This is a genomic window from Vibrio sinus (genome assembly GCF_023634645.1).
In the GTDB taxonomy this organism is placed as follows: domain Bacteria; phylum Pseudomonadota; class Gammaproteobacteria; order Enterobacterales; family Vibrionaceae; genus Vibrio; species Vibrio sinus.
Genome location: NZ_JAMKMR010000007.1, coordinates 188,656 through 204,692, shown reverse-complemented (window position 1 = coordinate 204,692; position 16,037 = coordinate 188,656). Strand labels below are relative to the sequence as shown.

The 16,037-nt window shown below is 43.5% G+C and carries 13 protein-coding genes; 8 read left to right on the top strand and 5 right to left on the bottom strand.

Features of this window, described 5'->3' with window-relative positions:
* Nucleotides 1-4: 4 nt before the first annotated feature.
* On the bottom strand, nucleotides 5-1,207 hold the full coding sequence (locus M9194_RS09995; protein ID WP_250612491.1) for an MFS transporter: 1,203 nt from the start codon (nucleotides 1,205-1,207) through the stop codon (nucleotides 5-7).
* Between the two features lie 107 nt (nucleotides 1,208-1,314).
* Here M9194_RS09995 and M9194_RS09990 point away from each other — a divergent pair, with 107 nt between their 5' ends.
* The 3 genes from M9194_RS09990 (at nucleotide 1,315) to M9194_RS09980 (ending at nucleotide 5,067) form a co-directional block, all read left to right on the top strand.
* Entirely contained in the window at nucleotides 1,315-2,208 is an 894-nt protein-coding gene (locus M9194_RS09990; protein ID WP_250612490.1) for a LysR family transcriptional regulator, read from the top strand.
* Between the two features lie 384 nt (nucleotides 2,209-2,592).
* Complete coding sequence (gene putP, locus M9194_RS09985) at nucleotides 2,593-4,062, top strand: sodium/proline symporter PutP (RefSeq protein WP_250612489.1); 1,470 nt, start codon at nucleotides 2,593-2,595, stop codon at nucleotides 4,060-4,062.
* A 300-nt stretch (nucleotides 4,063-4,362) separates the two neighbouring features.
* Nucleotides 4,363-5,067 carry an SDR family NAD(P)-dependent oxidoreductase gene (locus M9194_RS09980; protein WP_250612488.1) on the top strand — a complete coding sequence of 235 codons (705 nt, stop codon included), beginning with the start codon at nucleotides 4,363-4,365 and terminating at the stop codon, nucleotides 5,065-5,067.
* A gap of 60 nt (nucleotides 5,068-5,127) precedes the next feature.
* Here M9194_RS09980 and M9194_RS09975 read toward each other — a convergent pair whose 3' ends face one another.
* Nucleotides 5,128-5,517, bottom strand: a complete 390-nt coding sequence (locus tag M9194_RS09975; protein WP_250612487.1) for an acyl-CoA thioesterase — start codon at nucleotides 5,515-5,517, stop codon at nucleotides 5,128-5,130.
* A 322-nt stretch (nucleotides 5,518-5,839) separates the two neighbouring features.
* Here M9194_RS09975 and M9194_RS09970 point away from each other — a divergent pair, with 322 nt between their 5' ends.
* From M9194_RS09970 to M9194_RS09960, 3 genes are read left to right on the top strand one after another with little or no spacing between them, the layout of a single operon-like run.
* Nucleotides 5,840-6,928, top strand: a complete 1,089-nt coding sequence (locus M9194_RS09970) for a cache domain-containing protein (RefSeq protein WP_250612486.1) — start codon at nucleotides 5,840-5,842, stop codon at nucleotides 6,926-6,928.
* A 45-nt stretch (nucleotides 6,929-6,973) separates the two neighbouring features.
* Nucleotides 6,974-7,540 carry a nucleotidyltransferase family protein gene (locus M9194_RS09965; protein ID WP_348772045.1) on the top strand — a complete coding sequence of 189 codons (567 nt, stop codon included), beginning with the start codon at nucleotides 6,974-6,976 and terminating at the stop codon, nucleotides 7,538-7,540.
* A complete protein-coding gene (locus tag M9194_RS09960) occupies nucleotides 7,537-7,755 on the top strand; it encodes a DUF7661 family protein (protein ID WP_250612484.1) in 219 nt (72 codons plus the stop codon). Before M9194_RS09965 ends, M9194_RS09960 begins: the two co-directional genes overlap by 4 nt.
* A gap of 540 nt (nucleotides 7,756-8,295) precedes the next feature.
* Here the strand turns inward: M9194_RS09960 and M9194_RS09955 are convergent.
* Together M9194_RS09955 and M9194_RS09950 are read right to left on the bottom strand one after the other, a co-directional pair.
* A complete protein-coding gene (locus M9194_RS09955; protein WP_250612483.1) occupies nucleotides 8,296-9,258 on the bottom strand; it encodes a transposase in 963 nt (320 codons plus the stop codon).
* Nucleotides 9,259-9,416: 158 nt separating this feature from the next.
* On the bottom strand, nucleotides 9,417-10,268 hold the full coding sequence (locus M9194_RS09950) for a LysR family transcriptional regulator (RefSeq protein WP_250612482.1): 852 nt from the start codon (nucleotides 10,266-10,268) through the stop codon (nucleotides 9,417-9,419).
* A gap of 106 nt (nucleotides 10,269-10,374) precedes the next feature.
* Here M9194_RS09950 and M9194_RS09945 point away from each other — a divergent pair, with 106 nt between their 5' ends.
* Nucleotides 10,375-11,583, top strand: a complete 1,209-nt coding sequence (locus tag M9194_RS09945; RefSeq protein ID WP_250612481.1) for a YbfB/YjiJ family MFS transporter — start codon at nucleotides 10,375-10,377, stop codon at nucleotides 11,581-11,583.
* 48 nt (nucleotides 11,584-11,631) lie between these two features.
* Here M9194_RS09945 and M9194_RS09940 read toward each other — a convergent pair whose 3' ends face one another.
* Complete coding sequence (locus M9194_RS09940; protein ID WP_250612480.1) at nucleotides 11,632-13,272, bottom strand: cellulose binding domain-containing protein; 1,641 nt, start codon at nucleotides 13,270-13,272, stop codon at nucleotides 11,632-11,634.
* A 402-nt stretch (nucleotides 13,273-13,674) separates the two neighbouring features.
* Here M9194_RS09940 and M9194_RS09935 point away from each other — a divergent pair, with 402 nt between their 5' ends.
* A complete protein-coding gene (locus M9194_RS09935; RefSeq protein ID WP_250612479.1) occupies nucleotides 13,675-15,660 on the top strand; it encodes a methyl-accepting chemotaxis protein in 1,986 nt (661 codons plus the stop codon).
* Nucleotides 15,661-16,037: the final 377 nt, after the last annotated feature.

Below are 16,037 nucleotides of genomic sequence, written 5' to 3'. Positions count from 1 at the left end.
AAGCCTAGCAAACGCTAGGCTTTTTCTCACTTAGGTGATGTTTAAAAGCGGCATATAGCACAGGAACGAGAAGTAAAAAGCATACACCAACCTCTACTAATGAAGCATAACCACCCTCATTACCATAAGACAATATGGCGCTGCCAATGAGTCCAGCCGCGGCCATAGCGGTGTGCTGTATTCCAGGCTGACTGCCAATCATTAACGACCTAACACCAGAATCAACCTGGTACAACGCTTCTGTTTTCACCATTATCGTTCTGCTCGCGCTAACAACAACAAATAGAACAAACGCCATCACAGCCACGTTGCTCTGCTGAACGTAGAATGCTATCCACGCCAGCAAGCCTATACCAACGGAGCTTAGCGTTAACCCTTTTATAGACAAAGAACAGTGATCACCTTGCGCATTTTTGTTTGTCATAAAAAAGCACCCTAACCCTCCTAACACATAAGCGATGCTCAGCATGGAAGCGGAGACATGTTGCTGGGTAAGCAAGTAAGAGGGTAAAGGTATCGAAAATAAGAATGTGCTAAACACGCACATAAAGATAGCGCCACTACCGAGCCAAAAGTCGCTGCGCTTATAAATACCTCCATTTACACTGGCTTGATGCTCATTACTAGCAATGTCAATGCACAGCTCTGACTTGGTATTTACTATTTTTATACCGCACAAGGCAACGAACAATGTCATCACTGATAACACATAAAATGCAACCTTCCAGCCATGCGTACTGGCTGCAAGAATCAATACCGGTACACCAACGGCAAGCGCTAACGGGTACGCACTGAGAAGCATGGCAATACGTGATTTTCTATTCTGCTGTGAACTCGTATGCATTGTCCGATTAAAGTTCATGACAGTGATCGCACCACTTAAGCCACCAATTAAACTCTGGAAAATGATCATGATGTAGGGCGACCGAGATAACGTCATCAAAAATAGGGCAATGGCCAAGCTAGCGACAAAAAGTGGCATGTTCAGCCTGCTGAACCAAGGTCGATTACTGACGAAGTAACTGACCAGAGAGGAAAAAATTGCATTCGCACTGACCAAGTACCCAAGTTGGGATGGCTCTAGTGAAGTCCCAGATACAATGTAAGCGCCCAGTGGCACAGTCGCTAGAGTAGTTAACGCAACAACAAAATGAATCAAAAATGGGTAAACCTCTCCACTTAAGTTTATATTTTTCCTATTTTTCAAAATTTTACACTCACTTTCTAATAAGAGAGCACCTAGTTTAATCAATCAAAAAAATGGGATAAACTGACCAAAATTGCATTCACTAACTCATATTTTGGGATAATAAGTTGGAAGAGAAAATCGATCATAGTTGGCTAGATAGCTTTCACTGCGTGTTCCAGCACCATAGCTTTATACGCGCAAGCGAAGCATTAGCCATACCGAGTTCAAACGTGAGTCGACATATCCACTTATTAGAGCAATATCTTGGCGTAAAGCTATTCGAGCGGAGCACGAGAAAAGTGGTCGCGACTGAAACGGGAACCGCTTTGTTTAATCAGACCTACCACTTAACGACCGCACTATACGAAACGTTTAATGACATCAAATCGGCCAACCAATCTGTGTCTGGAACATTGAAATTAATGATTCCCGACATCCCTGCCCTTGGTAGCGTGATCAGCAGTTTTGCAACCAGTTATCCAGACATATCAATATGTTGTGATACAAGCTTACACCCACAGGTTAGTTTGCAAGATGGTTACGATGTCATACTCAACTTCAATAGAGGAAAATTAGCCGACAAAAATTGGATAGCGAAGAAACTGCGCTGCTGGCAGAGTGTGGTGGTAGCAAGCCCTGATCTCATTGACAAAGTCGGACGACCATCAACAATACAAGAACTTGGACAGCTTCCCTGCATCTCCACCACAACAGCACTTAATGGTACACCATGGAAATTTAAACCTAAACGGGGCCATCGCCCTATCACTGTCAGTGTCAAATCTCAATTTAGAGTAAATAGCGGGAACATGGCGATGAATGCCGCCGTGTCAGGTATTGGTTTTGCCATACTTGCGCAAGAAGCCTGTCAAGCCCAACTTGCAAGTTCCGCATTGCAAATCGTCGCGTTAGATCATCAACCACTGGATCTCGAACTTTATGCCTACTATTCAAGCAAATCCCTGCAACCGCCTAAAATCAGCGCATTTTTGAATTATATTGAGCAGGAAATGGTTTAAATTCACTGAAGGTCGAAAGCGGCATCAAGACCACAAATTTACTCACCATTCACTCATTATCAGTTCATTTAATGTTAGAATCCGCCGTCATCATTTAGCGATATAGATATAAATGTAAAATATATAAAAGCAAAATATTACCTTTTGGCATTCGGTGTGTTAAGTGTAAGGGTTGGATGATAATGCCCTAGTGATAATATTATCACTGCAACGCAACCATATAATGTATAAGGGTTATTTATAAATTTACGCTAAGTAATGAAACTAGGAGAACGCAGAAACGGCGTTCACACTTTACATTCCAAGAAAAATAGAACAATCAAGGCCCGAAATACACCCATACTTGAGTGATAACAATAAATACGCGGGCCACTAGGAGATTTGATGTTAACGTTTTATATCGTTTTGGCGATTTACTTTCTAATCGTGTTTGCAATAGGCCTCTTCGCAGCAAGAGCAACTAAAGATAATTCAGACTATGTACTTGGTGGCCGAAGCTTGAGCCCAGCTATTACTGCTTTGGGCGCAGGTGCATCGGACATGAGTGGCTGGTTGCTTCTTGGCCTACCTGGCGCGGTGTTCGTATCGGGTTTGGATCAATTGTGGCTACCTGTTGGCCTGACCATCGGTGCCTACCTGAACTGGCGTTATGTCGCTAAAAAATTGAGAATATACACAGAAAATGTGGGCGATGCTCTCACCATACCGTCGTATTTTGATGCTCGATTTGGCAACGGTAACCGAGTACTCAGACTGATGACAGCCGTTGTCATCCTGATCTTTTTTACTTTGTATGCAGCGGCAGGCTTTGTCAGTGGTGCATTCTTATTCCAAGCCCTGTTCCATTTGCCCTATCATGAAGCAGTTTGGTTTGGCGCAATTTTCTTAGTCGCGTATACCGCAATTGGTGGATTTTTGGCCGTAAACTGGGTGGACTTTTTCCAAGGCTCTCTGATGTTTTTTGCACTACTTATTACGCCAATCGCGACTTGGTATCATTTAGATCATTCGACCGCAGTCAGTGCTTTACCTACCCACTACTTCTCAACTATTAGCGAGCATACCAGTGCAATCGGTATTATTTCGCTACTTGCTTGGGGTTTAGGCTACTTTGGTCAGCCACATATTCTTGTTCGTTTTATGGCGATTCGAGATGTAAAAGGTATGCCTGTCGCACGCCGAATTTGTATGAGCTGGATGATCGTCTCTCTACTTGGCGCGTTTGCCGTTGGTATCACAGGTGCCATGTACTATTCAACCCGTGGCCACAGTTTCGATAATGAAATGGTCTTCTTAGAATTGGCGAAAGGCCTATTCCCAACGTGGATAGCAGCGATATTGTTTTCTGCAGTATTATCAGCAGTCATGAGTACTATCGCCGCTCAGCTATTAGCGTCTTCAAGTGCACTAACAGAAGATATCGCTCATTTCTTCCATATCGAGTTATCCGAAAAATCTAAAATCTGGTTTGGTCGCGCAGCAGTGGTTGCCGTATCACTGGTAGCAATGATTTTTGCTAGCAACCCGCAAAGCACGATTTTATCCATCGTTGGTCATGCATGGGCTGGGATGGGAGCAGCGTTTGGTCCCGTTATCCTATTCTCACTGTTTTGGAGACGTTGTACCGCCAATGGTGCAATCGCAGCGATGATTGTCGGCGCTGCCGTAGTACTTGCTTGGATATGGGCACATGCGACTTGGCCGAATTCTACACTATTCAGCCTATACGAAATCGTACCAGGATTCGTTCTAGCTTCTATCACTCTTATCCTTGTTAGCCTTAAAGATAAAGAGCCATGCGAGACCACCACTCGCCACTTTGATGAGGTCAACAAACAGTGCGCCGCTGATTAACCTATGTCATAAGTTTATGTTATGGGGAAGGCTAGGGCCTTCCCCATTTTTTTAGTAAGTTGCCTAGGCCCCATAGGCCCCATAGACAAAATGGCTCATTAAGCCGTTTGATATTGAACTCACTCCTGGAATTAGCAACGCTGCCATGTATCACCTTCAGTCAAAACGGTTAAGTCGAATAAAGCGCTTTATTCACTGGTTGACACAAGAGGCTACGAGCTAATTATCAAAACTATTCTTTTGAATTGAGTAAGTTACCTATGAGAGAATACCGCTTTACTCGTGATTAGAACCGACCTTATGAAAAATGTACTTGTTACTGGAGCAAACCGGGGAATAGGGCTAGCCACTGCTACCCTTTTTAAACAAAGTGGCTATCATGTCGTTGCAACGGCTAGACGTGAGGAAGACATTGCCAACTTAGCCGAGCTAGGCTTTGAATCACACCATTTCGATGTAAGACATCGCGATAATTTAGATACCTTGTATACAACGTTAAAAGCAAATGGCTCGCTTCCAGACGTGCTGGTCAACAACGCTGGTATTAGTAGCATTGAGTTACTGTCTCGCGTCAACGAAGAAGAGTTTACCAACCTGTTGGATGTTAATCTTAAGTCCGCCATTTTCATCACTAAAAAGTTTATTCGCCACATGTCGAAGAACAAGTTTGGCAGAGTTATCAATATTTCTAGCGTACTTGGATCTATGCCTCAAAAAGGGCTGATGAGTTATTCCGTTTCCAAAGCTGGGCTTGAAGCATTTAGTCGAGTCATTGCTTTAGAGTATGCAGAGAAAGGTATCACAGTAAACTGTGTGGCCCCGGGCTACGTGGACACCGACATGATCAAAAACATCCCGTACGCACAACAAATGCACGAACAAATTCCGCGACGCGAAGTCGCTACTGCACAAGAAATTGCAAGCACTGTTCTGTTCCTAGCCCAACAGCCAAACATCACTGGAGAAGTAATCAACAACAATGGTGGCCTGTTAATGAAATCGTAGTGATTCAGACAAAATATTCGGGAAGTGCTGGAAACACTTCCCATTGCCGAAAAATTCAGTTCAGCACGCAAACAAGTTCGCTATGTCTTCATCAATCGATACCACGCGATCGTCTTTCAGAAAGCAAATCTCATGAGTGGTTTTTGCCGCGATATTGTCCCCCACCGTAGCAACAAAGTTCAAGATAAGCTTGCGGCTTTTGACCTCTGAAGACTCAACACGGACTTTTACTACATCAGCTTCAAACACTTCACGCTTAAAATCCACGTTCACTCGGCTGAACAACACTTTATGATCGAAAACATTCCCGTAATCAAAATGATGCTTCGCCAAAAATGCGGAGACATAATCAGTAATGTAGCCCAACATGAGGTGGTTGGATAGATGGTTGCCCGCGTTTAAGTCAGTAAATCTAACCTCAAATTCTTTAACAAACTGTTTTAATTTCATACCATTGGTTCAAATTGAATGGACTTAGGGTTGAGTATTGTCTCATCTATACTTAAGAAAAACAGTCCTATCTGCTTATATCGATGACAAACCGTTGGGCAAGAAGTTCAACTCATTGAAATAAAAGATTTTAATTCAGTATGCTTACCCACGTCGCCTCAACATTGGTACTGAAAATCAATGTTAATCTCGTACTTCTTCATCCAAAGTGATCACAAGACCTAACAGTAACGCTCTGTTATCTGTATTTATTTGATTATAATGGATATTGCCTTTAGATTTTCATTGAGTTTAACGAACATTTTTACATTCAAGGATTGATATGAAAACTTCGTTACGTTTATTTATCACTCTATTCGCTGGCGTACTCCCAGTGGCGACTTTCGCTAATTCAGGCACCCAAGTTGAGTACCTTCAGCAAACCTTTGTCAGTGAACTTGCCAATAACATCGACGCTAAGTTTGATCAGGTCGCTAATTCGGCGACATCATTAGGAAGAACTTACATTAAATCCTATCAAACGTTGGGCGGCAGCCTTGGCTCGGGCTCTTCGCTCTACGTGGGTCAGTATGTGAAACACCATAGTAACCAAGACTCAAGTTTATCTCATGGCGCTTTTAGTCAACAGCTCCGTCAAGGGTTGAGGCAAATTGACTTTTCCAACACTCCTAAAGGCTCAGTGAGTTATCGCTCCCCTGTTCTATCAAGCTACATTTATAGCGACGACAGCATCACACCTTTACTGCGCAAACAAGTCAGCACCATTGCCAAGATGCAACCCGCATTTTCTGCTTTATATACTACCCTTAACGATGGCTGGGTGTATCTAACCACCAGCGACAACGTTATGGCTATCTACCCCTATGTACCATTTGATGAAGCTTTAGCCAATAAGAACCCAACCCAGACACCTTTCTATCAAGCGGCTAACTTCAAAGACAGAAAACTCGGATGGTCTGATCCGTATATGGATCTCGTTGGTGGCGGCCTGATGGTCACCGCTTCCTACCCAATGTACAGCAAAGGACACTTATTAGGCGTTGCATCCGTCGATGTCACCATTAATCACCTTCTACGCACGTTTAAAGATATCCGGTCGTTCGACTTGGGCCGTTTTCTTATCGTGAGTGACAAAGGAATGAAAATCGCAGATTTAGGCTCGCATATTGCTGAGAGTATCAACAAGCCGATCTACTACCGCAGCGCAAAAGCGTTGTTTAATGCCAATTTAGATGGTCAACCCTCTTCAGAGCCCAGTATGAATAGTACGATAGAATCCCTACTCTCCTATGTTAGAGAAAACCCGCAACAACGCGAATGGCACTTCACACTGAGCAAAGATCAGCAGCGTCATACACTCAATGCTGTTAAACTGACTTCCACTGGGTGGATTCTAGTGAATATCATTTAAACAATATGGGAGTATAAATCGCTTTAGATGTCTTCGAACTGCTATTTGGATAGATTAAAACACCTCATCACCTCAGACTCACTACGCATGCAAGCGCTACGTTGTGTTCGCACACTCAATCTACCGCAGTGTTATATCGCGGCGGGATTTATACGAAACTTAGTCTGGGATGATCTCCATGGCTACAACCCACGTACTCTGCTTAATGATGTGGATGTCATTTATTTCGACCCCAAAGAACGCTCCACAAATCAGAACACCGTTTATGAAAATGCACTGACCGAGATGTGTCCTTCTATTGTTTGGCAAGTCCGCAACCAAGCAAAATTACACACTCGAAACCAAGATAGGGCCTACACGAGTGTGGTAGATGCCATGAGCTTTTGGCCAGAAAAAGAGACCGCTATTGCCGTTCGGCTATTGGCAAACGGTTCTTTGGACGTGATCTCATCATTTGGTATTAAACGACTATTCGACTTAACGATCAGTTACAACAATAAAAGAAAATTTAGTGAGTTTGCTCAACGAGTAGATGGCAAAAACTGGCTTGTTCACTGGCCAAAGCTTAAATTACACCAAATTGAAAACAATGATAATAATGGATTGAAATGAAAAAACTTAAGTTCAGCGTATTTGGTCAAACAATGTCGGTAGAACGTAAGCATGACCAATGGTTGCTTTACCGAGAGTCAGCGACTTCAATCAAGGCTCGAATCTATGATGTCGTCATACCACCTGAGCTAGATCCTGATGAAATTGGCCGCTATCTAGCAGATATTTTCCATGAAAATGCCACACAAGAGCACCCAGACGTAACAAGAGAATAAAACCATGCGAGGATTTCGAATCAGTACTCAGTGACATAACAAGCATCATGCAAATTTGGCACCTTGACCTCTATCTAACTTGATTGGGTTACTCTGGGTGAGATCGGTAGTCTTTAATAAATCAATCAGATAAATGATAAGATAATCAAATTTTTAATATAAGCACGATTAAAGATTAATTATCCTGACGCCACAGTTCACACAATAAAACTTACCTATGGTATTAAGTCTATCTAGAACCTCTCAAATATTAAATTCAGTACAGCGTCATATTGAGGAAAAAGAGGACGACATTCCTCTCACGAGGATGGAAACCATCCAGCAAGCGAGCAAAGAAGGCTTTCTAGATTGTCTTGTATGGACACACACCCTAAAGAACACAACAAGCAAATGCGTTTTGTCACTCATCAACGTGAGAGAACAATACGTTACTTTTAATAAATGAAGTTGCAGCCAAACAGATGATTATTTGCTTGGCTTTCAACTGCAATCACGATTTGCCTTGTCTTAGAGTAAAGTGAAAATTGGTACGAGATACGATTAGCTATCTAAAGATAAGGCATGAACCCGCTTTCGGCGATTCAGTTGTTTGAGGTGGATAAGGTTGGGTTTACAGCCTACAAATGTAGCTCGGGGCTTTTCAATTTGAGTGGTAGCGATGGCCCATTGGGTGGGAGAGAGATTGAGTCTGCAGAGTATCGGAGGAACCTTGCTCAGCATGACGTGTTTCCCTTCACTATACTGCCTAGCGCTCCAATCTACCAGTTCCAGGTAATCGATGAGACGAAACGGTAATCCTTTGACTATTTCATTGGTTGGGTTACCAATGAACACCGCTAGCCCTGGGACGGTGGGTTGATTGTTCTTGAGCGCGCGAATTCTCACTTGAATCGATGTATGCTCTGAGCTTTCTGGCGTCTTGCTCACGCCAGCTCGCACAGGGTTCAAATCCACATACGCCATTGCCGCAAGTAAGGCTTGTTCATCCAGTAAAGCTTGGCTTTTAAAGCGGCTTTCCCAAAAATGCCCTTTACAGTCATCTTCTTTGTTCGCTCGGCACGCAATCTCATAGTTGAGCTCTTTCATAAACCAGCTCAGGTTACAGAGTCTAGCTCGCCATTGCTCCATTAGGGTGAAGACCGCTTGGTTTTCTGCTTTACTCTTAGCTTCACCGTTCAGCCAACGTTGAACTATCAATGGTAAGTGGTGATGTTGACCCCAACGTTTAGCCACTTCATAGGGTGTTAGCTTGTCCGCACCTTGTTTATCGACATGCATGACAATATGGTAGTGATTACTCATGACGGCATAAGCACACACATCAATACAGTAAACAGCAGACAATTGGTGTATTTTCTTCTCAACCCATGCTCGACGGTGCTCATAGCTTCTACCCGTCAAGGCATCTTCACCGCACAGAAATGAGCGTCGAACACAGCGTGAGACACAATGATAGTAGGCGGTGGATTCAAGGCATACTAATCGAGAGCGAGCTGTTGTCATTATCTGATATCCAAGAGTGAAGAGATGAAATAATGATGACGGAAATAGATCACGGAAGATATCCCGAGTATGACGATATACCTCAAGGCTCTCGACAAATCATACTTACTCAACACTTAGAGCATGTGTCCTTTTTAATTTTTGGAGCGTGGGGCCTTCTACATATTAATCGCCATAAGCGCATCTCTGAGCGTGCTAATCGCAGGTAGCAACGCGGTATCTTTATGTCTTAGCATCTGAACTTGGGTGCGAGAGTATTGTTGTGGCAAAGGCGTTGCCGTCAGTTCTTGATTGTACTTCGCCATTTGCTTTAACACGCGTTCAGGCATAAGGGTGCAACCTATTCCGACTGCAGCACATCCTAGTATGCCGTCCAGAGATCCCATCTCCATTATCTTAAGCTGTGTGTCCCCCAAAGAGCGCCTCCAGGCTAGTGCTTGAGAGCGATAAGAGCATCCTTGCCGAAACAAGATTAAAGGAAGTGTCGCAACATCGGCCTCTTTACGATGCACTAATACTAGAGAATCCTCTCGAACTGCGTCGGTAACCAGCTCTGAATGCTCAACTGGCCCACTAACAAAAGCGACGTCTAGCTTGTGTTCGAGCAGTTTAGTTACCAGCTCAGCGGTGGTAGCACTATGGACTTGCAAAGCAATTTTGGGATGATCCACGGTACAATTTTTGAGAAGGTTAGGTAGCTCAGTTGCAGCGAAGGTTTCTATCGAACCCACTCTAAGTTCGCCCTCCTCACTGCCAACATGGCGTAATGCCATTGCGGTTTGTTGCTCCAATTTAAGCATTTTCTGCGCATAGTCCTGCAATGTTCTCCCCGCGACCGTCAAGACCAATCCGCGCCCTTTTCGATGAAACAGCGCTACACCAAGCTCGGATTCTAAACGCTGTATTCTCATCGTCACATTAGACTGTACGGTGTTCAACTTTTTCGAAGCAGGAGATATCCCTCCTTCTTTTACCACCATATCGAAGGTTCTTAACGATTGAAGATCCATCCCATTAATTCTCTTTTATTGATAGTTAAGTTCAAAATAAATCATTTTTATTGAATTAACAATGTATTTATAGTCACTGGTATTGTGACACCATTGAGATTTACGTATGTCGTTCGATTTTGATAAAGCAAAAGTATTCGTTGCAGGTATTGCAAGTCTAGTGCTCAGCGTTGGCATAGCACGATTTGCTTACACGCCTATGCTGCCTATCATGCAAACTCAAGCTGGATTAAGCCAGAGCGCTGGCGCTTGGTTGGCAAGCATTAATTACATAGGCTATTTTCTTGGAGTGGTGCTCACCGCTTCTATCCATGATATTCGCCTAAAAGACACGTGCTACCGCTTAGGGATGGTAATCGCCGTGTTATCAACCATGTTGATGGCGAGTACCTCTAATATTTGGCTCTGGGGCTTACTACGATTTTTTGCCGGCATAAGTAGCTCTGCCGGTATATTAATGAGCTCAGGCTTGGTGCTTAATTGGTTAATTAATAACAATAAAGCATCGAAATTAGGTTGGCATTTTAGTGGCATTGGTTTGGGGATTATGCTCGCCGCTATAGTGGCTACTTTTGTGCACCAATCTATAGATTGGCGCGAAATGTGGCTTGTCTATGGCATTACGTGCGCGCTATTGCTCTACCCCGCGTTAATGTGGCTTCCTAAGCCCACACGTCAACACTCCCACAAGACGACAAAAGAAGCACTTGGGAAGACTCCATCACCACTGTTTTTACGAATGTTAAGGCTAGGCTATTTCTGTGCAGGCGTTGGGTTTGTCGTAAATGCCACATTTATCGTTGCTATCGTCAACCATACTCTAGGCAATGATTCTCAAGGCTATTTGATATTTATTTTGTTAGGGGCAGCGGCAGCACCGTCTCCCATTATTTGGGATAAGATTTCACATCGGATGGGGCATTTAAATGCATTGCTTCTCGCTTGTCTAATCCAAACAATGGGGATCTTATTGGTTGCATTTGATTCTAGCCTGACCACTCTGCTCATTAGCGCGATACTGTTTGGCAACACGTTTATCGCCATCGTTAACATCGTAATGACGATGTCAGGTCAATACTACCCTAAAAATCCGGCCAAAATGATGGCAAAAGTAGCACTAAGCTATTCCTTTGCGCAAGTGGTCGCACCTATTGCCGTCGCTGTTATGGCTTCTCACGGGTTAGGCTATACGCAAGGCTTATATCTCGCTGGTATTGTGATGGTCATCGGCACCCTATGTGTGTTCTGCTTAAAGCAGTTAGAGCAGAATAAAGGAAACATTGAGGTGCGAACACAACAAGTTGAAAACCTGTAAATTGACAACTATGCCCAACCACGTGTGTTGGGCATTCGGTTTGTGAAACTATAGTGCGTCGATAATTTTTAGAGCTTGCTGACGATATTCTTCAGACGTCGGAGGCCTGTCATGAAGTGCAGTAAAGTCCGCTACCCAAGCTTTCGCTTGCGTTAAAAAATTTTGATGTAAGAAGTAACTGGGCTGCTTAACACCATTTTGGTCAACTAACCAAAAACCGCGATAATTCTGCAAGTAGCCATCCCATTCATTGTCGTATATCTGCCAGTATAAGATAAATGGCGTGCCCCAATTCAACGCGACTTTCATCATGCCTTTGGTCAGTAAGGCCTGTGTTTCACCGGCTTTGTCACCATGATCCAAAAACCAGCTTGAGGCATAACCATACTCACCAATAAACACTCGATTGTCGAAAGGCACACCGGCTTTGGCAGGAAGGTGCGAATCAATAAAATTTAGCGCGTCGGTCATCGCCGCATCCAATTTATTGATATCTGCATTTTCTGCTTTGTTTGGAATATCGTAAGCAGAGTAAGACACCAGATCCGCATTGGTGTGGGGCAATACCATATTCGTGACTCGCTCTTTCCCTTGCATCGCGGACTCCACGCGATTCACTTCAATATACTGTAGTATCGATACATTGTTATGCGGCACATTGGCAAGTGCATCATCTATGGCTTTTTGCCGGATGTTAAGAAAGTCTATTAGGCCTTGAATACGTAAATCGGGCAACTCTACCACCGAATCGTCATATCGCTCTACGCTATTGCCGGTCGCCGGGTCAACTTCCACTGTTTTCACCAACTGCCAATCCAGTTCCCAGTTGCCAAACATAAAAGTCTTGCCCGTGTTGTTATAAGTAGTCAGCAAATACTCGGCTAAGTTGTAGATCTTAGAATACTGTAGATCGAGCTCTTGCTGATCCATACCATTGTTGTCCATCCAATGGCCAGAGTCCTCTAACCAAATCATGTAATACGCAAAGTCCATATCCAAAACTTGCTTGAAATCCGGAACGTCGCGAGCCAACTTAACAAACTGATAAGCGTAAGATTGATAGTTTGTCACCAAATCTTGGTAACTGTAGGGGGACAGACTAAATTTCAATAAATTCGAGCCTAGTGATTTAATTTCTTTTGCCGTTTCCACTAATCGTCCGTCGTTAGTGAAGCCATATAGCGGATAGATCGTTTGTGTCCCTAATACATAGTTAAACTGGTCATGGACGATAGTATTAGGTGGCGTGGTAGGCAGCTCGGGAGTTGGTGTGACAGGTCCAGGTGGCTCAGTAGCCCCACCATCGGCCTTAACCACAATGCTAGTAGGAATGATGGATTTTTGACTGGCAGAAAAGACAAAGCCAAATGCTTTCGCCTCTCCAGGAGGGATAACACAAAAGCTAGGATTACAGGTCGCTGTGACTGTATTACCAGACTGGTTCACCGTCGCGTTCCACGCAAAATCGACGTGTTCATCCCCTAGCCACGAAAAGTTAACTTGCCAGTGGGTAACAGGGGCATCGGTATTGTTCCTGACAATTAATGTCGACATACCTCCACCACCCCACTCACTTTGCAAAAGATATTCGTACTCCAATGCCATTGCTCGCCCACTGAACAGGTATAAGATGCCAACAATAACCGTCAGCACAGCGACATAGCGTTTCGAATAAAGAGAATAGATCATTACTTTTTTCCTTTTTATATGCGGTCAACTCCGCATAACCTCTCATGCTGCCTATAATGCTTTTTAACGACAGGCAGCCCCTACATGCTTATAAGCGGGGCTCCATGGTTAGGAATAAAAGATCCAAAACTCACTTTTCATAAATGCAACCACACCCATAAACAATGCTGTTCTCCCAACATATAGAAGTGGTGCTTGTATTTTGCACAACTCAACTTGGACTGCAGTTCACACCTTAGTGCTTCCTGACTTACTTTTTTCATTTGGCAACGATGTAAAGAGAAAAGTCATCAATCACACAAACCTTAATCATCTTCTATATTAATAAGGTCAATAATTCGCTTACACCCAAGTTATTTCAGGATGCTGGATTAATTTTCCATATAGATAGGATCTGAACTTATGCTAAGTTTTCAAAAATCCATGTACTTAGGTTTTGGCAGTGTGGTTGCCCTGCTTTTAGTGGTCGGCGTCACTTCTTTCTATGTCATCGAGCAGGCCTCTAACGGGTTTCAAACTTATCGCTCGCTCGCCAGAACCACCAATATTACTGGTCGAGTCCAAGCCAATGTGCTGATGATGCGAATGGCCGTAAAAAACTACATTATTAGTGCATCGGAAAAAGACAGGGAAACCTTCGAAAAGTACGCAGAAAAAACCACTAGATTCTTGGAAGAAGCATTAAATAATGTCAGCGATCCTAATCGCCGAAATATGATGAACTCAATCAAAACCATGTTGACTGAGTACGAGAGTAAGTTTCGTGAAGTCGTGACATTGAAACAGCAGCGCAACCAATTATTCAATCAAGGCCTTAATGTCATTGGGCCTAAGATTGAACAAAACTTAACTGAAATTCTTACTTCTGCCAATAACGACTACGACATGGCAGCTGCGTACAGCACCTCACTATCTATGCGCAATTTGCTTCTCGCTAGGCTCTACGTATTGAAATTTGTTGAATCAAACCAACAAAGCGCCATAGATAGAGTGAACGCTGAATTCAACGACTTAGAGAAAAACTTGATCAACCTAGATGATGAGCTTGAAAACCCCTTTAGACGCGATCTGTTGGCCAAAGTGGCATCCGATTCCAAGCTTTACAAAACAACATTTGCGGGAGTTGTCGATGTAATACATAAAAGAAACAACATTATAGACAATACGTTAGACAGAATTGGCCCCATCGTTGCCTCCGAAATAGAAAAGATAAAGCTTTCGGTGAAAGAAGAACAAGACATTCTTGGCCCGCAATTACAACGCAACAATGAGGTCGCCGTATGGGTTATCACCGTTTTAGTCATTATTGCCTTTGCGGTCGGAGTTGTGGTCGCGTTTACTATTACGCGCCGTACAAACAATCAGTTAGGCGGAGATCCGGAAGAAGTAACGAATATCGTAAAATCCGTTTCTGAAGGAGATCTTGAGCTCGATCTACCTAACCAAAACGTACTGCCCAATAGCCTTTACGGCTCAATTTTAAGTATGGTTGCAACCTTAAAAGAAAAAGCAATGTTAGCCCAAACCATAGCAGAAGGTGATCTCTCTTCAGATGTAAAACTCGCATCAGATCGCGATAGTTTAGGCAATGCCCTGCTACACATGGTGACTAATCTCACCGATGTGCTTAAAAATGTACAAAGAACGGGCGATCAAATTTCGTCAGGCAGTTCAAATGTCTCTCAATCTAGCCAATCCTTGGCAGAAGGGGCAACTCAACAAAAAGAAAGTTTGGAGCGAATTTCCGTTTCATTGGAAGAGCTCTCCACACAAACGGGCAACAACGCAAACAACGCAAAAGAGGCAAACCACCTTGCTGAGCAGGCAAAAGCGGCCGTCAGTCGTGGCCAGGAACACATGAAAGAAATGGTTGCTGCCATGCAAGAGATAAAGTCATCAAGCCAAAGCATCTCTGAATTTATCAAAACGATTGATGAGATTGCCGAGCAAACTAACCTACTCGCATTAAACGCAGCCATTGAGGCGGCACGCGCAGGTGATCAGGGGCGCGGATTTGCAGTCGTTGCCGATGAAGTCCGCAACCTGGCATCTCGTAGCACAGCGGCCGCTGAAGAAACCACGAAACTCATCAAGGGTGCCGAAGAGAAAACCATCAATGGTGCCGCCATAGCAGAAAACACCGAGTCTGCACTTGTGTCAATCTTTGAGAGTATTAACAACACGTCCAACCTTGTCGCACAAATTGCAGAATCAAGCCGAGAGCAGGCACAAGGCGTTTCTGAAGCACATGAAGCGGTTGCCTCCGTTGACCAAGTGGTTCAAATGAACGCCGCAGCCTCCAACGAAAGCGCGAAATCCGCAGAAGAGCTAGAACAACAAGCTCAAGGGATGAGAAGCATGATGGAGCAATTTATTTTTAAATCCTGATTATTGTTAGTCATCATAAATAGTAAACCGCTTATAACCATGCGTTTTTCCATGTTGGTTCGTTACCTATCGCACTGATCACACAGTAAATTTTGCCACGGCATGCCTATCCATTGTGCATTTTTGCATAACCTTTGTGCAATTTAACAGAATGTACCTGCGAGCGTTGGCTATTTATATTTCAATTTGTAACTAAAATGTTTTGCTATCGATCTTCTAGCCGTTGTCGGTCGATACGCCTGATTGGCAAGCAAAATGGGATGTTATTTGATGAAAGCATTGAGGCCAGATGCCCATCATCACTCTGCAACCAATCGATTTTTTTGGAAAATTTTGTTTTATGGACAATTTAATTTTTCTATAAAAATCAAATCATT

Coding starts and splice junctions, on each gene's coding strand:
- putP (WP_250612489.1), top strand. CDS start 2,593: ATGTTAACGTTTTATATCGTTTTGGCGATTTACTTTCTAATCGTGTTT.
- M9194_RS09980 (WP_250612488.1), top strand. CDS start 4,363: ATGAAAAATGTACTTGTTACTGGAGCAAACCGGGGAATAGGGCTAGCC.
- M9194_RS09975 (WP_250612487.1), bottom strand. CDS start 5,517: ATGAAATTAAAACAGTTTGTTAAAGAATTTGAGGTTAGATTTACTGAC.
- M9194_RS09970 (WP_250612486.1), top strand. CDS start 5,840: ATGAAAACTTCGTTACGTTTATTTATCACTCTATTCGCTGGCGTACTC.
- M9194_RS09960 (WP_250612484.1), top strand. CDS start 7,537: ATGAAAAAACTTAAGTTCAGCGTATTTGGTCAAACAATGTCGGTAGAA.
- M9194_RS09955 (WP_250612483.1), bottom strand. CDS start 9,258: ATGACAACAGCTCGCTCTCGATTAGTATGCCTTGAATCCACCGCCTAC.
- M9194_RS09950 (WP_250612482.1), bottom strand. CDS start 10,268: ATGGATCTTCAATCGTTAAGAACCTTCGATATGGTGGTAAAAGAAGGA.
- M9194_RS09945 (WP_250612481.1), top strand. CDS start 10,375: ATGTCGTTCGATTTTGATAAAGCAAAAGTATTCGTTGCAGGTATTGCA.
- M9194_RS09940 (WP_250612480.1), bottom strand. CDS start 13,272: ATGATCTATTCTCTTTATTCGAAACGCTATGTCGCTGTGCTGACGGTT.
- M9194_RS09935 (WP_250612479.1), top strand. CDS start 13,675: ATGCTAAGTTTTCAAAAATCCATGTACTTAGGTTTTGGCAGTGTGGTT.